The 15,808-nt window shown below is 39.7% G+C and carries 16 protein-coding genes and 1 rRNA gene; 10 read left to right on the forward strand and 7 right to left on the reverse strand.

All coding sequences use genetic code 11. The features are described 5' to 3' along the window. Positions 1-48 precede the first annotated feature (48 nt). Positions 49-753 carry an MgtC/SapB family protein gene (locus DFQ12_RS11975; protein ID WP_120259138.1) on the reverse strand — a complete coding sequence of 235 codons (705 nt, stop codon included), beginning with the start codon at positions 751-753 and terminating at the stop codon, positions 49-51. Positions 754-976: 223 nt separating this feature from the next. Between DFQ12_RS11975 and DFQ12_RS11980 the strand changes: the two genes are divergently transcribed. From DFQ12_RS11980 to DFQ12_RS11990, 3 genes are read left to right on the forward strand one after another with little or no spacing between them, the layout of a single operon-like run. Beyond that, positions 977-1,450: a carboxymuconolactone decarboxylase family protein gene (locus tag DFQ12_RS11980; RefSeq protein ID WP_120259139.1), complete on the forward strand. Its 474-nt coding sequence runs from the start codon at positions 977-979 to the stop codon at positions 1,448-1,450. Between the two features lie 49 nt (positions 1,451-1,499). Then, positions 1,500-1,838 carry a YciI family protein gene (locus DFQ12_RS11985; protein ID WP_120259140.1) on the forward strand — a complete coding sequence of 113 codons (339 nt, stop codon included), beginning with the start codon at positions 1,500-1,502 and terminating at the stop codon, positions 1,836-1,838. A 44-nt stretch (positions 1,839-1,882) separates the two neighbouring features. Next, entirely contained in the window at positions 1,883-3,112 is a 1,230-nt protein-coding gene (locus DFQ12_RS11990) for an RNA polymerase sigma factor (protein ID WP_244211720.1), read from the forward strand. 68 nt (positions 3,113-3,180) lie between these two features. On the opposite strand, the gene DFQ12_RS11995 is transcribed toward DFQ12_RS11990, so the two are convergent. Both DFQ12_RS11995 and DFQ12_RS12000 read right to left on the reverse strand, forming a co-directional pair. After that, a complete protein-coding gene (locus tag DFQ12_RS11995) occupies positions 3,181-3,666 on the reverse strand; it encodes a hypothetical protein (RefSeq protein WP_147420394.1) in 486 nt (161 codons plus the stop codon). Positions 3,667-3,724: 58 nt separating this feature from the next. Further along, positions 3,725-4,258, reverse strand: a complete 534-nt coding sequence (locus DFQ12_RS12000; RefSeq protein WP_147420395.1) for a hypothetical protein — start codon at positions 4,256-4,258, stop codon at positions 3,725-3,727. Positions 4,259-4,457: 199 nt separating this feature from the next. On the opposite strand from DFQ12_RS12000, the gene DFQ12_RS12005 reads away from it, so the two are divergent. The 4 genes from DFQ12_RS12005 to DFQ12_RS12020 all read left to right on the forward strand — a co-directional run bounded on the left by DFQ12_RS12005 (position 4,458) and on the right by DFQ12_RS12020 (position 7,521). Next, entirely contained in the window at positions 4,458-5,276 is an 819-nt protein-coding gene (locus DFQ12_RS12005; protein ID WP_208642516.1) for a hypothetical protein, read from the forward strand. 19 nt (positions 5,277-5,295) lie between these two features. Beyond that, a complete protein-coding gene (locus DFQ12_RS12010) occupies positions 5,296-5,754 on the forward strand; it encodes an SRPBCC family protein (RefSeq protein WP_120259143.1) in 459 nt (152 codons plus the stop codon). A 31-nt stretch (positions 5,755-5,785) separates the two neighbouring features. Next, entirely contained in the window at positions 5,786-6,874 is a 1,089-nt protein-coding gene (locus tag DFQ12_RS12015) for a DUF6688 domain-containing protein (protein WP_120259144.1), read from the forward strand. A gap of 80 nt (positions 6,875-6,954) precedes the next feature. Beyond that, positions 6,955-7,521, forward strand: a complete 567-nt coding sequence (locus DFQ12_RS12020; RefSeq protein ID WP_120259145.1) for an AAA family ATPase — start codon at positions 6,955-6,957, stop codon at positions 7,519-7,521. Here the strand turns inward: DFQ12_RS12020 and DFQ12_RS12025 are convergent. After that, a complete protein-coding gene (locus DFQ12_RS12025) occupies positions 7,515-8,093 on the reverse strand; it encodes a TMEM175 family protein (RefSeq protein ID WP_120259146.1) in 579 nt (192 codons plus the stop codon). The two genes, DFQ12_RS12020 and DFQ12_RS12025, sit on opposite strands and share 7 nt — an antisense overlap. 2 nt (positions 8,094-8,095) lie before the next feature. Continuing rightward, a complete protein-coding gene (locus tag DFQ12_RS12030; RefSeq protein ID WP_147420396.1) occupies positions 8,096-8,806 on the reverse strand; it encodes an outer membrane beta-barrel protein in 711 nt (236 codons plus the stop codon). Positions 8,807-9,039: 233 nt separating this feature from the next. Between DFQ12_RS12030 and DFQ12_RS12035 the strand changes: the two genes are divergently transcribed. The 3 genes from DFQ12_RS12035 (at position 9,040) to DFQ12_RS12045 (ending at position 10,834) form a co-directional block, all read left to right on the forward strand. Continuing rightward, the gene (locus DFQ12_RS12035) at positions 9,040-9,462 is read left to right on the forward strand and encodes an OsmC family protein (RefSeq protein WP_120259148.1); all 423 of its coding nucleotides are present in this window, start codon (positions 9,040-9,042) and stop codon (positions 9,460-9,462) included. Beyond that, the gene (locus DFQ12_RS12040) at positions 9,463-9,780 is read left to right on the forward strand and encodes a hypothetical protein (RefSeq protein ID WP_120259149.1); all 318 of its coding nucleotides are present in this window, start codon (positions 9,463-9,465) and stop codon (positions 9,778-9,780) included. A 175-nt stretch (positions 9,781-9,955) separates the two neighbouring features. Then, positions 9,956-10,834 (forward strand): pirin family protein, encoded by an 879-nt coding sequence (locus DFQ12_RS12045; protein ID WP_120259150.1) that lies wholly within the window; start codon positions 9,956-9,958, stop codon positions 10,832-10,834. Positions 10,835-11,080: 246 nt separating this feature from the next. Here the strand turns inward: DFQ12_RS12045 and DFQ12_RS12050 are convergent, their stop codons facing one another. Next, positions 11,081-14,947 (reverse strand): TIM-barrel domain-containing protein, encoded by a 3,867-nt coding sequence (locus DFQ12_RS12050; protein WP_120259151.1) that lies wholly within the window; start codon positions 14,945-14,947, stop codon positions 11,081-11,083. 665 nt (positions 14,948-15,612) lie between these two features. Continuing rightward, positions 15,613-15,724, reverse strand: a 5S ribosomal RNA gene (gene rrf / locus DFQ12_RS12055). Between the last annotated feature and the right edge of the window lie 84 nt (positions 15,725-15,808).

A 15,808-nucleotide genomic window follows, 5' to 3' on the forward strand; every position in this document is an offset into this window, starting at 1 on the left:
AATTTATATGCGATACAACTTACCGCCACAAGAAGTGGCACAACAGTTTTACAGATCGGCTTCAGTGCCGATAATTTCCCAGCTTATTTTGCTTACTTTTTCTTCCATCGTCAGTCGACTGGCTATCCGTTCAATCAGACTATCCTGTTGGCCAACAGCTTTGATAACAGCAGTAATTGCGGCCGCATTCGCCTCTACAGTATCATCGCTGGATAGTGAAGTCAATAATACCTTCTCCTCATTGCCCAACATTTGGATCAACAGCACACGAATATGATTTTCGATAGCGATGCCGCATCGGATAGATACCAAGTAGTCGGTTTGTGCCACTGCTGATTTACTAAATTTGATAAAACCCATCCGCTGACCAATGGGACGGAAGATCAAATGTGTCAGAATAATGGCTGCAGCTACCAGTGCTGCCTGCGGATACAAACCCAAACCCGATAATGCACCTACTGCAGCTGAGCACCAAATGGTAGCCGCAGTATTGAGGCCATGCACATTCAATCCATCCTTCATAATTACTCCGGCACCGAGGAAACCAATCCCACTGACAACATAGGAAGCGATACGTCCAGTAGCGTCACCACCTATTTCAATAGAAAGAAGTACAAAAGCAGCTGAACCTAGCGACACCAATGTATTCGTACGAAGTCCGGCATTCTTCTGGCGCCATTGCCTTTCGGAACCAACAGCGGCCCCCAAAAGTAATGCTGCCAATAATCGTAGTGCAAATTCAAAAATAACCATAGCTCATCCTCCTTTGCGTGCAAAGGTCAGCAATCGTTACTAGGATGACCGTTAGAGATCATATAGAAAATCATTAGAATTTTATTAGAAAAATAATAAGATTAAACGTCTGAAAAACAATAATTTAAAAAGAAATAAAAAAATATTTCAAGCCTTATGTCCAATTTCTTTAACTTCAATCATTATTGTAGTGTAAAACAGTTACACTTAAAACAATAATAAAATGAAACAACGAATCAATTTTTTCGCAAAAGGCCAAAATGCTATGAAAGCTATGTTTGGATTGGGTGCTTATTTAGGTAAATGTGCAATCGAACAAGAGCTTTTGCATCTGATTTATTTTAGAGTATCACAGATCAACGGTTGTGCTTATTGCCTAGACATGCATTCAAAAGATTTGCTTGCTACTGGCGAAAATCCACAGCGCCTATTTTTATTGGACGCTTGGCGTGAGGCACCACTTTACAGTGCACGCGAACGTGCCGCCTTGGAATGGGCCGAAGCGGTAACAAAAATAACCAATGGTGATGTACCTGATGAGGTTTATGCCATTGCAAACCAAGAGTTTTCTGAAGAGGAACTGATCGATCTGACTTTGGCGGTAACAACAATCAATGCATACAACCGTTTTAATATTTCTTTCCGCACTGAAGCTGGTGGGTACAAAGTCGGTCAACATAAGGTGCAGACAGCATAATAACAAGAAACCAGGTAAATAAAATTATTTAACACATTAAACTATAAGCATGAAAGATTTCATCTTATTATTTAGGCAAGCAGGCAATGAGCAGCCTCTTTTGAATGACGAAGAAATTGCCAAAATAAACAAAAAATGGCAGGATTGGATCGGCGACATTGAAGCACAGGGAAAACTTTCAGACCATGGTTCACGCCTTGAAAAAGCCGGAAAGGTATTAAAGCCCGGAGGAGTCATTACAGATGGCCCATTTGTTGAAATCCGGGAAAGTCTTGGTGGGTTTATTGTCATCGCAGCAGAAAACCTTGAGGAGGCGACAACCTTGGCACATGGTTGTCCGATTTTAGAATCTAATGGTAGTGTTGAGATCAGGGCACTTTTAGTTTAAAAAATTAAAGGGCAGTTGTATAGTATACAATTGCCCTATTATGTATGATGGAATCTAATTTTCTAAAACAGCTTTTTCAACAGGAATTCACCAAGATTGTCGCCGTAATTTCAAAAGGCTTTGGTCTACAATATATTGAAATTGCAGAAGATATCGTCAGTGAAACATTTTTGCTGGCTACGGAATCGTGGCAGACAAAGGGCTTGCCTCCAAATCCGACGGCATGGCTTTACACAGTAGCCAAACAGAAAACCTTAAGCCACTTTAGACGGAATAAGATTTTCGAAGACAAAGTAATCCCCGAAATACATCAAAAACAAATCGCAGTGGATCATAGCGATGAATTTAGCTTCACGCAGGAAAACATCAAAGATAGTCAGTTGAAGATGCTGTTTGCCATCTGTACACCTGCAATTGCTAGTGAGGCTCAGATCGGACTGGCACTACGGATTCTCTGTGGTTTTGGTATTGAAGAAATCGCCGAAGCCTTCCTCTCAAATAAGGAAACAATTAATAAGCGTTTGTTCCGGGCAAAAGAAAAGCTCCGTACAGAAAAGATCCAGCTGGAGTTGCCATCCGAAAAGGAAATCGTCCAAAGGCTGGACAATGTACTGCATATTATCTACCTTTTATTCAATGAGGGGTATTATTCCAAAACGCAAAACCAGATTTTACGCAAAGATCTGTGCATAGAAGCCTTGCGTCTTGCGTTAATGCTATCAGCCTACGAGAAGACGAATGTTCCAAAAACACATGCACTCATCGCCTTAATCTGTTTTCATTCTTCACGTTTCGACGCCCGGCAAAGTACCGATGGTGAATTTATCCTGTATGAGCAACAGAACGAGAAATTATGGAACCAAGAATTAATCAATCAAGGAGTTTATTTTTTGAATCAATCGGCCGATGGTGATCAGCTGACGTCTTATCATATCGAAGCAAAAATTGCACAATGCCATTGTACAAAAGCAGATACAGCAGAAAAATGGGGCGAAATCCTTCAGCTTTACGACCGATTGCTACTGGTCAATTATTCACCGGGCGCAGTACTCAACAGAACATTTGCTTTATACAAGGCAAAAGGAGCAAAAAGGGCACTAGTTGAAGCAAACAAACTGAATCTATCAGACAATCACTTTTATTTTGCACTCTTAGGAGAACTCTATAAGGATATAGATAGACAGAAAGCAATCGCGAACTTTCAGCGTGCGCAAGCATTGGCAAAAAACTCCCTGGAGCAGGAGACTATCCAACGCAAGATCGATATGCTGTAAAGTTCGCGAGCCGTCGTACAGTGTTAAGGCATGTACGCTAATGCATGTACTCTTCCAATTACGGGCTTTTAGTATATCCCCGATTCTTTTTTTGAGTGCTGCCAATAACTCATAAATAGTTCGCAGAGTTCGGCAGATTCGATGGCTATCACAGAAGCAGAATACATGATATTTAATTCTTGTGTAGCTTCATAATAAGCCATTTTCCATAACATCGATGGAAGCCGGTCTTTATAATTGGAAGCATTGCTCAAAGTGACAATCACCAAAGTATCACCACCTACTTTTTGCAAATTAATGGCTGTAACATCTTCCCAATTTCCTGCGCCAAAAGCTTTTGCCAATGGGGTTGTTTTTCCCGAGAAATGGTTTTTATTCAATACAATCTGAGCAGACTTGTCCCGAAGGCTTAATAAACTGCTCAACAACAGAATCAGCATCACCAATAATGCAGCACCTGAAAATACGGCAGGTTTAACTTTTAATTCACCATCAAAGAGTCCAATACAGTACAAAAAGGTCAACAAAAGAATGACACAAATCCCGCCTGACATAGCGAGAAGCTTAACGGTTTTGCTTCTATTTCTATATAAGTTAGTTTCCTGATTCATCTTAGTTACCCCAGTTCACATTAAGGTTATGTTTTTCGGCATACGATTTTCCTAAAACATATACTTCATCAAATACTTTGTCGATCTCAGGCATAGCATCTTTTTGAATCTTTTCAAGCAATGCCTGCTTTTCCTCAGCAGATCCCTTGGTATCACAAAGTTTGGCATAGGCCGTATACTCATTTTTATAAACCGGAAGTACCTTCTCAAATAAGGTGATAGACTTTTCTTTTAAGGCTTTTGCATCATCATCTGAAACATGAAGTTCATTGATGTCTTTCAATGCTTTCTCTACAGTTTGAATTTTAAATTCCACTGTTTTTTGAGCCTCATTCCCTTCTTTCTTACTGGAGGGGGTATTTGGAAATTCGACAGTTTCCTGTTCAAGACGTTTACCAAAACGCTCGGGAGCAAAGTCAGCGACAAGGTTTGTATTTAGAACAACTTTTCCGAAAAAATTTTCCGGACTTGGGGATTGGCAAGCGGTGAAAAATAAACTTGCCGACATGAAAATAATAAATAGTAAGTGCTTCATATAAATTTTATTTTGTTCCAAAGTACCTAATATTACTTAAACCCACAACCCCGTTCGTGACCCGCTCCTTCATCCGGAATAGTCAGCAAATCGTTATATTGAATGAAACACCTCACGATCTTTTATATTTTACTTGCCCAACACGCTAATTTTTAATATTTTAGTAAATACAAAAACAACAGATTAAAAACCGCTAATTATGGGCTTTGATATTAGTTACCACCCTATTTCTGAAGAACAGATTAATACCTGGTATTTTGAAGTGATTACAAATCCAGAAAAAATAGAGGCGCTAGCATCCGATCACCAAATTGACGACTTCTATAAAACCAAATATCAGGACACAATAAACGCAGGTCGGGAAACAGATCAAAATGATTATTTTGACAAAACGCATGGTTTCTTTATCGCTGTTGTTCAAGGATTTTTTGAAACCTACTTTTACGTCCGCGGCGGTGCATTGTCCTTTTCAGAGAACAAGCAGTTAGATTCCTACTATAAAAAATGGGAAGAATTTATCCCAATTGGATCCCTCACAAAAAAGGTACAAAACAGGCTTGTTGAAAATTATTGCTCGGGTGTATATATTTCTGCGGATCAGGTCGTACGTTTATTGGACGATTATCACCATAATCTGGAGATTAAATCGGAATTGGATCAACTATTTTCAGATGGGCGCATCAACATTTTCCTAAAGGCTTTGAATTTTGCCAAAGAGCGCGGATTGGGTCTCTTGGAGGCCACAGAAGTTGTAGAACCTCAGCCCCTTGATTTGAATGAATCTAAAAGCTATTCCAACCTCTTTAACTGTGATAAAGAAGGTACACTGCTCTATCAAACCACAGCATTCGAACAGATCAAAAACATCGAACAACGCAACGGTCTCCCTGAAAATGAGATCCTACATAATGTCAAAGTCGAAAAAGTTCATGTAGAACCCGCAAGTACAACGACTGATACAGAGAAAACCGATGAGGTTATCCAAAAGAAAGGCTTCTGGAAGCGATTATTTGGTTAACATAAACACAGCAGAGACAATGGTCACACCCCCTTTCATACTTTCACCTGATAATGAAATTGTCAGTTCGAGAATAGTAGATGCAGCAATAGACCTCGTCTTTGAGGCATGTGCTAATCCCTCTCATTTAGAAAATTGGTGGGGGCCAGCTGGTTTTACCAATACATTCGAAGAATTTGACTTTAGACCCGGAGGACGATGGAAGTTTATCATGCATGGTCCAGATAAAGGTAATTATCAAAATGAATGCATTTTTTCCGAAATAATTTACCCCAAATTAATTACCTGGGACAGACTCTCCAAACCACTTTTCCGAATGGAGCTATCGCTGACTGATATTGCTCCCGGTAAAACAAAATTCGGTTTTCGAATGATATTCAATACTACTGAAGAATGCAACAAAATCAAAAGCTTTGTCATGGATAAAAATGAAGAAAACTTTGATCGCCTTGAACATGAATTAGAAACAATGATTTGATTACATTCGCCTAATAATCTTATTTGCTATCATGTACATTATATTTTTCATTGTTGTTGCTTTATTTGCCGGATTGATCTATCTACTGCGCTCTGCAATTAAAAGACAGAATAAAAAGATATCCTTTGTTGAATATGCTGTTATTATTGGCTACATCCTGTCCTTAGCGATCTCTGGAGTTGGTCTATTAACCCATTCCAGTCAATATCATGAGGCTGTTGATCCTGTTGACGGTGCTTGTTACTTACCTTTTGGCGGAAAACATGCCTTATCATTGTTTATCTATTTTGTTGCTTTCAATGTCGCTGTGATGGCTATTTGGATAAAAGGCCGGAAAATACCACCTATTCCTCTTGTCCTCGCCCTCATTATTTTGATGATCGGATCAATAATCAGTATCTTTGTATTGACTCAGGTAAGTTATCACGATACATCTACCCTAAGTATCTATGTTGGTAATGAAGGAACATTTTACTTTATTTTCACGCCTCTTTTCTGTTTCTGTTTTGGCATAGGCTTTATCTGGAAGATCATCCGCCAGGAGAGAGAGACATCCTTGCACAGAACTTATCGCAATCCCATACTGAACAAGATCAATATATTGCTCTCATCCAAATTAGATTATCCGCTATGGGCGCTTATCCTGCTCGTTCCTGTCTTTCTCGTGGTGACCACAATTCTTATTCTATTTGGTCAAGATAGCGATTCAATGGCCAAGGTATTCACGGAGACCACGACCTGGGCTTTCTCTCAAAAAATGCACCCTCCTATTTTAGATCACCGTGGACATTACCTTTGTACAGTGGCTGCCAAAGGTGATCCAACAGTTGTGAAGCCACTACGCTTAGGTAAGCGACATGGAAATACGATCATTGTTAACCGTCAACTATTGGTAGCTAATGCTTTTGAAGAAATTTTAAGTGATCTATCTCCAGTCCTTCATCGTTATGTACGTTCTTTTTACGACAGATACGGATATAATATCTCCACCAGAATCAACTCGGTCAGGGCATCAAATCTGACCTACATGATGATGAAACCACTGGAGTATATATTTCTTTTCTTTTTATATACGTTATATATAGAACCAGAGAAGAAAATCGCCAAACAATACGCTTAATCATTTTCGATTATTACACAATAATATCCTTCAAACAGACAATGCTGGGCTGTATTGGAAGGGTATGACATTTTTTTAATATGGATCAGACAAATTATTTTATTGTCCTCACCGGGGGACCCGGTGTAGGCAAAACCACACTACTTAACGAACTACAAAAACAGGGGTATAGAACTGTACCGGAAGATGCACGTAGAATCATTAAAGAACAATTGGATAGCAATGGTGATGGTTTACCCTGGAAAAACAGACAATACTATGCGACATTGATGTTGGCTGCGTCCACGAACAGTTTCCTTCATGAATTACAAGAAAGCGCTACAGATCCAGGCTATGTCTTTTTTGACCGTGGTATTCCTGATACACTGGCCTATATCGAAATGGAAAATCTAATTATCGAAGAATCCCTGCTTGCCGAAGCCAAAGCACACCGCTATTATAAAAAGATATTTATCCTCCCCCCTTGGCAGGAAATTTATGAAACCGATAATGAGCGAAAACAAACATGGGAAGAGGCCGAAGCCACATTCAATCAGATGAAAAATGTATATGAGCAGCTTGGATATGAGGTTGTAGAAATACCTAAAACAACGGTCGAACAACGTTATCAATTTATACTTGACGCACTCAGATCAACAGATTATTGATCTTTCATTAACGTTTCGATTCGACGATCCGGAATTAGCCACATAATGGCCACCGTACCGTACATCATTAGACTGATGTAGGGATTTATAAAAGATATACCGATCCCAAGAAAATACAGTGCTGTAGAAATATTTTCTTTGGTTTTGGATTTAACCGCCCGCTTTAATGCGGACTCCTCCCCTTCGATCTGGATAACAAAATATTCAACAATGTTATAGGATATAGAGCACATAATCAATACAACGCCATACGCAATAATAGGATCACGTTCAAAATGGGATTCACCGATCCAATTGGTTGTCACTGGCATCAGAGATAGCCAGAATAAGAGGTGTAAATTGCCCCAAAGTACTTTACCGTTGACTTTCCTAACAATCTGGAATAAATGGTGGTGATTGTTCCAGTACAATCCTACATAAATAAAACTGACAATATAGGATATGATTTTGGGATATAGTGGTTTTAGATTAGCAAAAGTATAGCCTTCTGGAACTTTTAATTCAAGTACCATAATAGTAATAATAATGGCCAATACACCATCACTGAAAGCTTCTAGCCGGCTTTTAGTCATTTCTATAAACTGGGTGTTAAAAATTGATATTGCAGTCCCAGGCGAAATACATTCAAGCGCGCCGGCCCTGGGTTAGCTCCAATTAACCCATCGAGATAATCCTTTAAGCCCCACGAATAACCTGCAAAAATCGTATAACGATCATAATTGACATTAAACTGTAGTCGCGGGCGGATATCCACATCAATTGCTTTTCCTCTATCATGTGTAAAGCTTGTTTTATTGCCATTCTTGTCTTCAATACTTCCATTTTCTTTGATGCTCAAGGTCTTCGCTACATCAACACCGAATTGCATATCCATTGTCATCGGTTCAAAATAAACACGATAACCAACAAAGGGATTAAAATTCAAAAACTGTTGATTGAGTTTGGTCAGTCCGCGACTACCATTGGCGAATTCGCTGCCTTCGAGGTCAACCTTGGTCTGTAGACGTTCAAAAGCTCCCTCTACCCCTAAAAGAAAATTATTCGCAAAGACATAACGGTAATTCACTGCACCCCCCAAATTAATCCCATACTTCTTACCGTAAGGATTATTGGTATAATACTCCTGTTGACTCGAACCATTGAGGTTACTCTTGGCAGTGCTTCCAGATCCCGTAAAATTGGAAACCCCCGAAGTGATACCAACACGAAGCTCGTGGGACTGTGAAAAAGCTGCAAATGGAACTGTACTAGCTATACATGCAATAAATAAAAATCTCTTCATCATAAAAAAAGTAAAAACAAACTAAAATTAAGAAAATTTATGCGATTGAACTTACATTAGCATTTAATTTTTCGAAGAGATATTTTTCATTCCATCGCGTAACAGATAGCTATGGGTATAAGCGGGTAAATAAAAAGCCATTTTTTCGATCTTTTCCATATTTATTGAACTACATCAATGGAATTGAATCAATTCGACTTTAATTTTGTTTTACAAGAAGCAAAAGAGAAAATTGTATGAAATATATTCTAGAGAATCCCGTCAGCGGTCATATCGGCCAACAAAAATATAAAACAACCATCTTATGGCGAAATGGTGAACTTATTACGGATGAACCTGAGAAACTTGGTGGAAAAGATCTCGGTCCTGATCCGTATACCTTATTGATCTCTTCCCTCGTTTCCTGTACATTAGCAACTTTACGCATGTATATTGACAAAAAGGAACTTAACATCGATGAGATTCAGGTATCAGCAAATATGTATCTACGAATTGAAAAAGAACAAGTGGTTACTTATTTTGACCGTGAAATTTCATTCGGACAGGCTGTTGAAGAAGACACTGTATTGCGTCTTCAGCAAATTGCCGACGAATGTCCGATTTCTAAGATACTAAAGGGCAACGCGATCGTCAATACAACTATGAAAACCAACCCTTAGATGAAAAATTTGGTCATTATCGTATTTGGAAAAAACGAAGAAATTCTCCAAACGTTAAAGCGGATTATAGAAAGCAATCAGGGATGGCAGGCCGTTATTCAACAGGATCTTTCCACCTGTAAGAATTACCTCTCAGAATATCCTGGTGATATCCTGTTGTTGAGCTCTGGTCTATCGACTCAGGAAGAGGCTGAAATCACAGACTATTTAGCGCATTTAAACCACTCTATAGGTTTAATAAAACATTATGGCGGCGGAAGCGGGCTTTTGAAAAATGAAATTTATAGCTTATTCCCTGATTTGATTCCCGATAAATAAGCGAGAGACTTTCAAGATATATCCTAAAATTTCTCAAAGGCAAATAATCTCCATCATCAGGCATATTTGCCAATTTTCCGAAAGCTATAAATTTCGATTACAAGGCTTTTATTAAACTAGTTCAATGAAAATTAATCCTTGGTAGATTAATTTTGAATACATCAATACGAAGATCATGAATAGACAAAATTTCATAAAAAAGGGGCTCTTAGGTTCCGGCATATTCGCTGCAAGCGCTGCTTCAGCACGTATTATGAAGAATGACATCGACGAAATAGAACCTTTGGAAGCACTAGATGCCAATGCCGTCCATTACGATTCAGATCAATTGGAAAGCCATAGTGTACTCCATAAAGCAACGAGCCGAGGTCATGCAAATCATGGTTGGTTGCAGAGTAATCATACCTTTAGTTTTGCCAATTACCATAATCCCGAACGCATGCATTTTGGTGTACTCCGTGTGTTGAATGATGATATCGTTGCCGCAGGCAGAGGGTTCGGATTACATCCGCACGATAATATGGAAATTATCAGTATTCCTTTAGAAGGGGACCTGGAGCATGAAGATAGCATGGGGAATCAAGCCATTATTCGAAAGGGAGATATCCAAGTCATGAGTGCAGGAACGGGTATCATGCATAGTGAATACAATAAAAATAACGATCAGGCTGTTAAATTTTTACAAATCTGGGTCTATCCGAATCAACGCAATGTAGCACCTCGGTACGACCAGATTACCCTGGATAGATCAGAAAGACACAATAAGTTGCAGCAGATCCTCTCACCAGATCCGTCAGACGAAGGCGTATGGATACATCAGGATGCCTGGTTCCATATGGGACATTTTGACCATGGTATCAGCACAAATTATAATATTAAACAAGCTGGAAATGGTGTTTATATATTCGTCATCAGCGGAAGTATCAATGTTGAAGGACAAGAATTGGAAACAAGAGATGGCTTTGGAATCTGGGATGTTTCAGAAATTAAACTCACGGCGACCTCAGCAGATACCGAAATCCTTTTGATGGATCTCAACATGATATTAAACTAACGAAACATCATCTTGAAGCTACTATTCCCATTGATAATCAAGACATAGATTAGCTTCATAGCTTCCATTGTCGAACAAGTTCAGGGATAATGACCAGCAAAATTACAGTTTCACTGTTCGCATGATTTTACAAAAAACGAGGGTATCCAAAACAGCTATTGGATACCCTCGTTTTTGTTTGATTCTATTTGTATCCCCTATCGTCTCTTTTCAAAGATTCAATGTTCAGGGGTTTGCCTTTACTTTCTAAAAGCTTATCGAATTGAGTTTTTTATCAACTAAAATACCATCTACAGCCTTTAAATTGAAATTAACGTTACGTTTGGCTTTCAGCTTAATCTTAAACAGAATTTCAGAACCATTCAGTGTTTCCTTATTGCCCAAATTCACAAAAGTAGGATACAACGCTTTACTACCGTTTGTATGCAGACGGTCATTGGTGTAATTACTCATCTCTTTCAGCTGTAATGGATCTATTCCCACAAACTCAAAATCTCCTTGATTATAAGGCAATGCAAAGCTAAGTGCGTTGACCGCTTTAAGGTTTTCACCACTGACCGCTATTTCAACGATATCACCAGACTTCAAGGTAGTCTTGGAGGCTGTCAATTTCAGCTTACCAGCAACTTTCTCCTCTTTGGTTGGTTTCGCTCCACCTTCGATCATTGCAGCAACATTTGAGATATCATAGGCATCAATCAGATTATTTTTATTGACGTCACCATTACTCACATAACCCTCAAAATCGCCGTCACCCATTCTTAATCCAGTATAATTGATATAAGAAGTCAAATCATTTTGGTCGATCAGACGGTCATTATTGATATCTCCCGGTAGATAGCTAGTCGATCCCGGCACCTTAAAGACATAGAGTTCACGACCTGAGCCAAAACCTCCGACAGCTTCTGTAACCGAAATCTTAATGAAGCGAGCGACAGGATGTTGGCTAAAATTAAATTGCTTCATTTCACCATCACGCTTCCAGTCAAAGCTTCCAGCCTCAGTCCAGGTGTCTTTGTCATTGCTATAAAATACTTTCCCTTTTAAAATGATTCCGTTGCCACCATCTGTACGAGGAAGATACTCAAATTTATCCAGTTGATTGACCGATTTCAGATCTAGTGTCATGTCAAACGGAACAGCAGTTTGCCCCCATTTGGTATGCCACATGTCCCCTTCATCATAGTTGAACAACTTATTGATGCCATTGCCACCTTGATTGTCTGCAGAAGTTTCTGCTTTAATACCCTCGATCGCAAATTCTAACGGATTAGCTTTTGTTTTTGCGGCGAATGTACTCCAATCGGAAGCACCGGCTTTATTGACGGCCCTAATTTTAAAGGCATAATCCGTCTCAGCGTCTAAACCTTCAAAGAGCAATTGATTGTCTTTAATGGTCGAGTAGATCAGGTCATTGAAAGCGATCTCATAATAGTCCGCATTGGCAATTTTCTCCCAAGTTGGTGTTATAGTATAAGCTTGTGTATTACTATCCGTTACTTTGGCTGTCGGAGCGATCAGTACAGCTGTCTGTGATAAATACTTATCAGCCGGCGTAAATTGGAAACCATCAACTTGTATTTCAATCGCAGTCGATGACACATCCTGTTTACCAATACGCACCAATACCATCGGATTTTTAATCAAGGCAACTTTCTCAAATTCTGATCCCTTTGTCGCAAATTGATTCAGATTAGGCTGTGCATCATAGAAATAGGCATTTTCTAAGCCATTAAACTCTGCTAGTGAATGAGCCTCTTGAAGTTTTACACCTTTTTTGTTCACTTTGGCTGTTACCTTCTTTGGTGCCCCAGTCACATTAAAGCGAACTTCAGTCGATTTCGCCTTCTCGAAGCCCTCGAATTCACCTTGTGATGGCGCTATTGTGAACAACACTTTATTATCTTTCTGTTGAGAAGAAATCTTTGTGTTCACTCCTTTTCCGTAACGATAGGCTTCAGTTTTCCCATCATCATCATATTCTATGAAATCGGAATTCCCAGATGGATAAACCTCGTAAATACGTTGATCCTTCTTGATTTCCTGCACATTATTATTGGGATTAGTGACCGGGATGATAGCACCATTTTTAACAAACACAGGGAGTTTCCAGATTGGCACATCAAAATTATTAATGATACGCCCGCCTTTATACTTCTCACCTGTAAAATAGTCGATCCACTCTCCATCTGGCAAGTAAATACCATTGCGAATATCATTGCCTTTCTCATCTACACGTGTTTCCTGATAGATCGGTGCAACCAAAAAATTCGGTCCATACAGATATTGGTACTGCGTTGCCTTACCAAGTGTATACTGATTTGCCTGTTCCAAAAACATCGCACGGATGATTGGCAAACCATCGACGGCCTGTTTAGCAATACTATAGCTATAAGGAACCAATTGTGATTTCAACTTGAGGTAGAGGCGATTAATGGAAGTCGCGGGTTCACCCAGCGCATGAGGATACTTTTCATTGGATCCCCAACCGTCCATATTCAGTTCCATTGGTGTCCATGTTTTCCATTGAAAGTCTCTAATGTTGACTTTGAAATTTTTACCTCCAAAAATACCATCCATATCGGAAGTGATATTTGGCTGTCCGGACAGTCCAGAACCGATATAGGTTGGAATATGGAATCGAATATATTCCCATACACCACCTGTTTGATCCCCTGACCAAATACCGGCATAACGTTGCGTCCCAGCCCAACCGTCTAATGAGATAATAAATGGCCGTGCATCGTTACCATAATAAGGCATCGTATGCCCCACGTCAGCAACGCCATTTAAACCAAAGGAATAACCTGGGCCTACCCAAGCAACATCTGTCTTCAATACCCGTACACCAGCATCGCGCACTTCCTTAACGATATCTCTTTGCAATAATGCACTGATACTGTCTTTGGGGTGTAAATCAGACTGTGTCCACAAACCGATTTCCACGCCATTTTTACGTGCATAATTACCAAATTCTTTTAGATTATTGATATTACCATCCAATGTTTCAGTCTGACCATATCCAGCACCATAACCATCATTGGGTAGAATCCACCCCAAAGGCATATCATGCGCTTTATAACGATCGATCACCGCACGAGCTGAAAATTGGTAATTACCTTTTTCACCATTTAATGATTCTTTCGTACCACCATTGTCTTTTTGGCTTTCTTTATAACGTTTACCATCTTCAAATAGAATCCCCTTTTCATCCTCTTTCCAAAAATCCCGATTATATGCATTTAGGTGACCTTCATATAAGCCAAATTTTGGAAGAAGAATAGGATTACCCGTTAACTGATAGAAATCATTCAATAGCGGTACGGTACCGTCATTGATCATAAAAAAGACATCAAGGTAATCTGTATCATGAGTGAGTTTAACTGTTCCTTTTGGTTTTGTACCAAATGCATAATTCCCCTTTTTAAAGGTATGCCACATAAACCCATAACCATTGGTTGACCAAAAATAAGGTGTGGGTGATGCTACACCGCCATCCGTCCAGCTATTTTGGTTTTCTATTGCGATCGCTTTACCTTTATGGGAAAACCGTCCATTCTGAACGCCCCCGCCGAAGAAGTACTCATCCTTGTTTTCTTTTAATTCTAAGCTCACTTGCTTAGATTCGAAAGCGATAGGCTTTAAACTCTCTACGACGACTTTGTTCGTATTACGATTTAGGATACTAAACTGTGCTGTCTGCTTATCTATGGAAAATATGATGTCTTTGGTCGTTATTATCGCCTTACTACCATCGTCCTTTACTTCCAAGTTATCCACTGCTTTTCGTGGCTGTTCGACAAGGATCTTCGCGTCAGGTTTTGCTTCCGGATCGCGAATAATCCCACCGTGTATATCTTGGAACATCCTGAAAATATGATTTCCATAGAAATCCAATGTCAGTCTTTGGTTGTTGTCATATACAATCTCTACTGTTGTTGGGTTAATTTTCTGCACAGCAATAATTTTGCTAACAGTAGAGCGCTGTTCTATCTGATAATAAGCGACTGTGCTAGCCATGGCACTGACTCTATTCGTTTGAAAAATAAACGGAGAAGCCAATCCAACCAACAAACTAACTTGCGCTTTTGTACTCCAAAAAGATATCTTCATGTATATAATTTATAATATTGAATAGCACAATTGCTTTTCCATCTTTGGGATAGGCAGCAAGATGCTGTTAAATTAACATAACAATAATACAATAGTAAATCCAAGTAAAAAAGAGCTTCAGGAATGCAAACGATTGTCCAATAATAATGTTGCAGGAGTAAAGTAATTTTTAGCGGAGCTTTCGCTGCTGCCTCAATGCATCGTTTTCTGGAAAGTATATAAAGGCAGTCATCACGCAACACCTTAGATCAGGGCCATATAAATCTGTAACGGATAGTACGGTTGCGGAGCTGGATCCCTCTGTGACATTGGGGAGCAGAGGCATCATTCTTCTGGAATTTTTGTCTTGGCGGGGCCAGTAATCGCTGGGAAATATATTACAAGGTAGTAGCGCAATACCTCAGAGCAATACCATACAGATCTGTACGGATAGTACGGTTGTGGAGTCTTATCCCTTAGTGGTTTTCGGGAGTGGATTCCAGTGTGGCTTTTGGGCCAGAGCCATACAGCTTTGTACCAGATAATAGGGTTGCGGAACATCTGTGCCTCTTTTCCGAGCGTCATCCCGGTGGGCTTTATCGCGGCGCCATTTTCTCTGGAACCTTTTGGGAAGTATGTAAACGAAAGAAGCCCTTGACTGTTTCCAGCAAGGGCTTCCGTGTAAAAAAAGGCACCGACCTACTCTCCCACCTGTTACGGCAATACCATCGGCTCTGGCGGGCTTGACTGCTCTGTTCGGAATGGGAAGAGGTAGACACCGCCGATATAGGCACCTAAAGTTTTTTTTAGATGTGAGATAGGAGATATGAGTACCGAGATCCTTTCAGGTCCCACATAGCTCTGGTCCACGCACACGTCTAA

Source organism: Sphingobacterium detergens (assembly GCF_003610355.1).
Taxonomy (GTDB): Bacteria; Bacteroidota; Bacteroidia; order Sphingobacteriales; family Sphingobacteriaceae; genus Sphingobacterium; species Sphingobacterium detergens.

What these genes read in the sequence shown, in the direction of transcription:
- DFQ12_RS11985 (WP_120259140.1), top strand. Translation starts at nt 1,500, where the DNA reads ATGAAAGATTTCATCTTATTATTTAGGCAAGCAGGCAATGAGCAGCCT.
- DFQ12_RS12040 (WP_120259149.1), top strand. Translation starts at nt 9,463, where the DNA reads ATGAAAAATTTGGTCATTATCGTATTTGGAAAAAACGAAGAAATTCTC.
- DFQ12_RS12015 (WP_120259144.1), top strand. Translation starts at nt 5,786, where the DNA reads ATGTACATTATATTTTTCATTGTTGTTGCTTTATTTGCCGGATTGATC.
- DFQ12_RS12030 (WP_147420396.1), bottom strand. Translation starts at nt 8,806, where the DNA reads ATGATGAAGAGATTTTTATTTATTGCATGTATAGCTAGTACAGTTCCA.
- DFQ12_RS11980 (WP_120259139.1), top strand. Translation starts at nt 977, where the DNA reads ATGAAACAACGAATCAATTTTTTCGCAAAAGGCCAAAATGCTATGAAA.
- DFQ12_RS12010 (WP_120259143.1), top strand. Translation starts at nt 5,296, where the DNA reads ATGGTCACACCCCCTTTCATACTTTCACCTGATAATGAAATTGTCAGT.
- DFQ12_RS11975 (WP_120259138.1), bottom strand. Translation starts at nt 753, where the DNA reads ATGGTTATTTTTGAATTTGCACTACGATTATTGGCAGCATTACTTTTG.
- DFQ12_RS12045 (WP_120259150.1), top strand. Translation starts at nt 9,956, where the DNA reads ATGAATAGACAAAATTTCATAAAAAAGGGGCTCTTAGGTTCCGGCATA.
- DFQ12_RS11990 (WP_244211720.1), top strand. Translation starts at nt 1,883, where the DNA reads ATGATGGAATCTAATTTTCTAAAACAGCTTTTTCAACAGGAATTCACC.
- DFQ12_RS12020 (WP_120259145.1), top strand. Translation starts at nt 6,955, where the DNA reads ATGGATCAGACAAATTATTTTATTGTCCTCACCGGGGGACCCGGTGTA.
- DFQ12_RS12050 (WP_120259151.1), bottom strand. Translation starts at nt 14,947, where the DNA reads ATGAAGATATCTTTTTGGAGTACAAAAGCGCAAGTTAGTTTGTTGGTT.
- DFQ12_RS12035 (WP_120259148.1), top strand. Translation starts at nt 9,040, where the DNA reads ATGAAATATATTCTAGAGAATCCCGTCAGCGGTCATATCGGCCAACAA.
- DFQ12_RS12005 (WP_208642516.1), top strand. Translation starts at nt 4,458, where the DNA reads ATGGGCTTTGATATTAGTTACCACCCTATTTCTGAAGAACAGATTAAT.
- DFQ12_RS12025 (WP_120259146.1), bottom strand. Translation starts at nt 8,093, where the DNA reads ATGACTAAAAGCCGGCTAGAAGCTTTCAGTGATGGTGTATTGGCCATT.
- DFQ12_RS12000 (WP_147420395.1), bottom strand. Translation starts at nt 4,258, where the DNA reads ATGAAGCACTTACTATTTATTATTTTCATGTCGGCAAGTTTATTTTTC.
- DFQ12_RS11995 (WP_147420394.1), bottom strand. Translation starts at nt 3,666, where the DNA reads ATGTCAGGCGGGATTTGTGTCATTCTTTTGTTGACCTTTTTGTACTGT.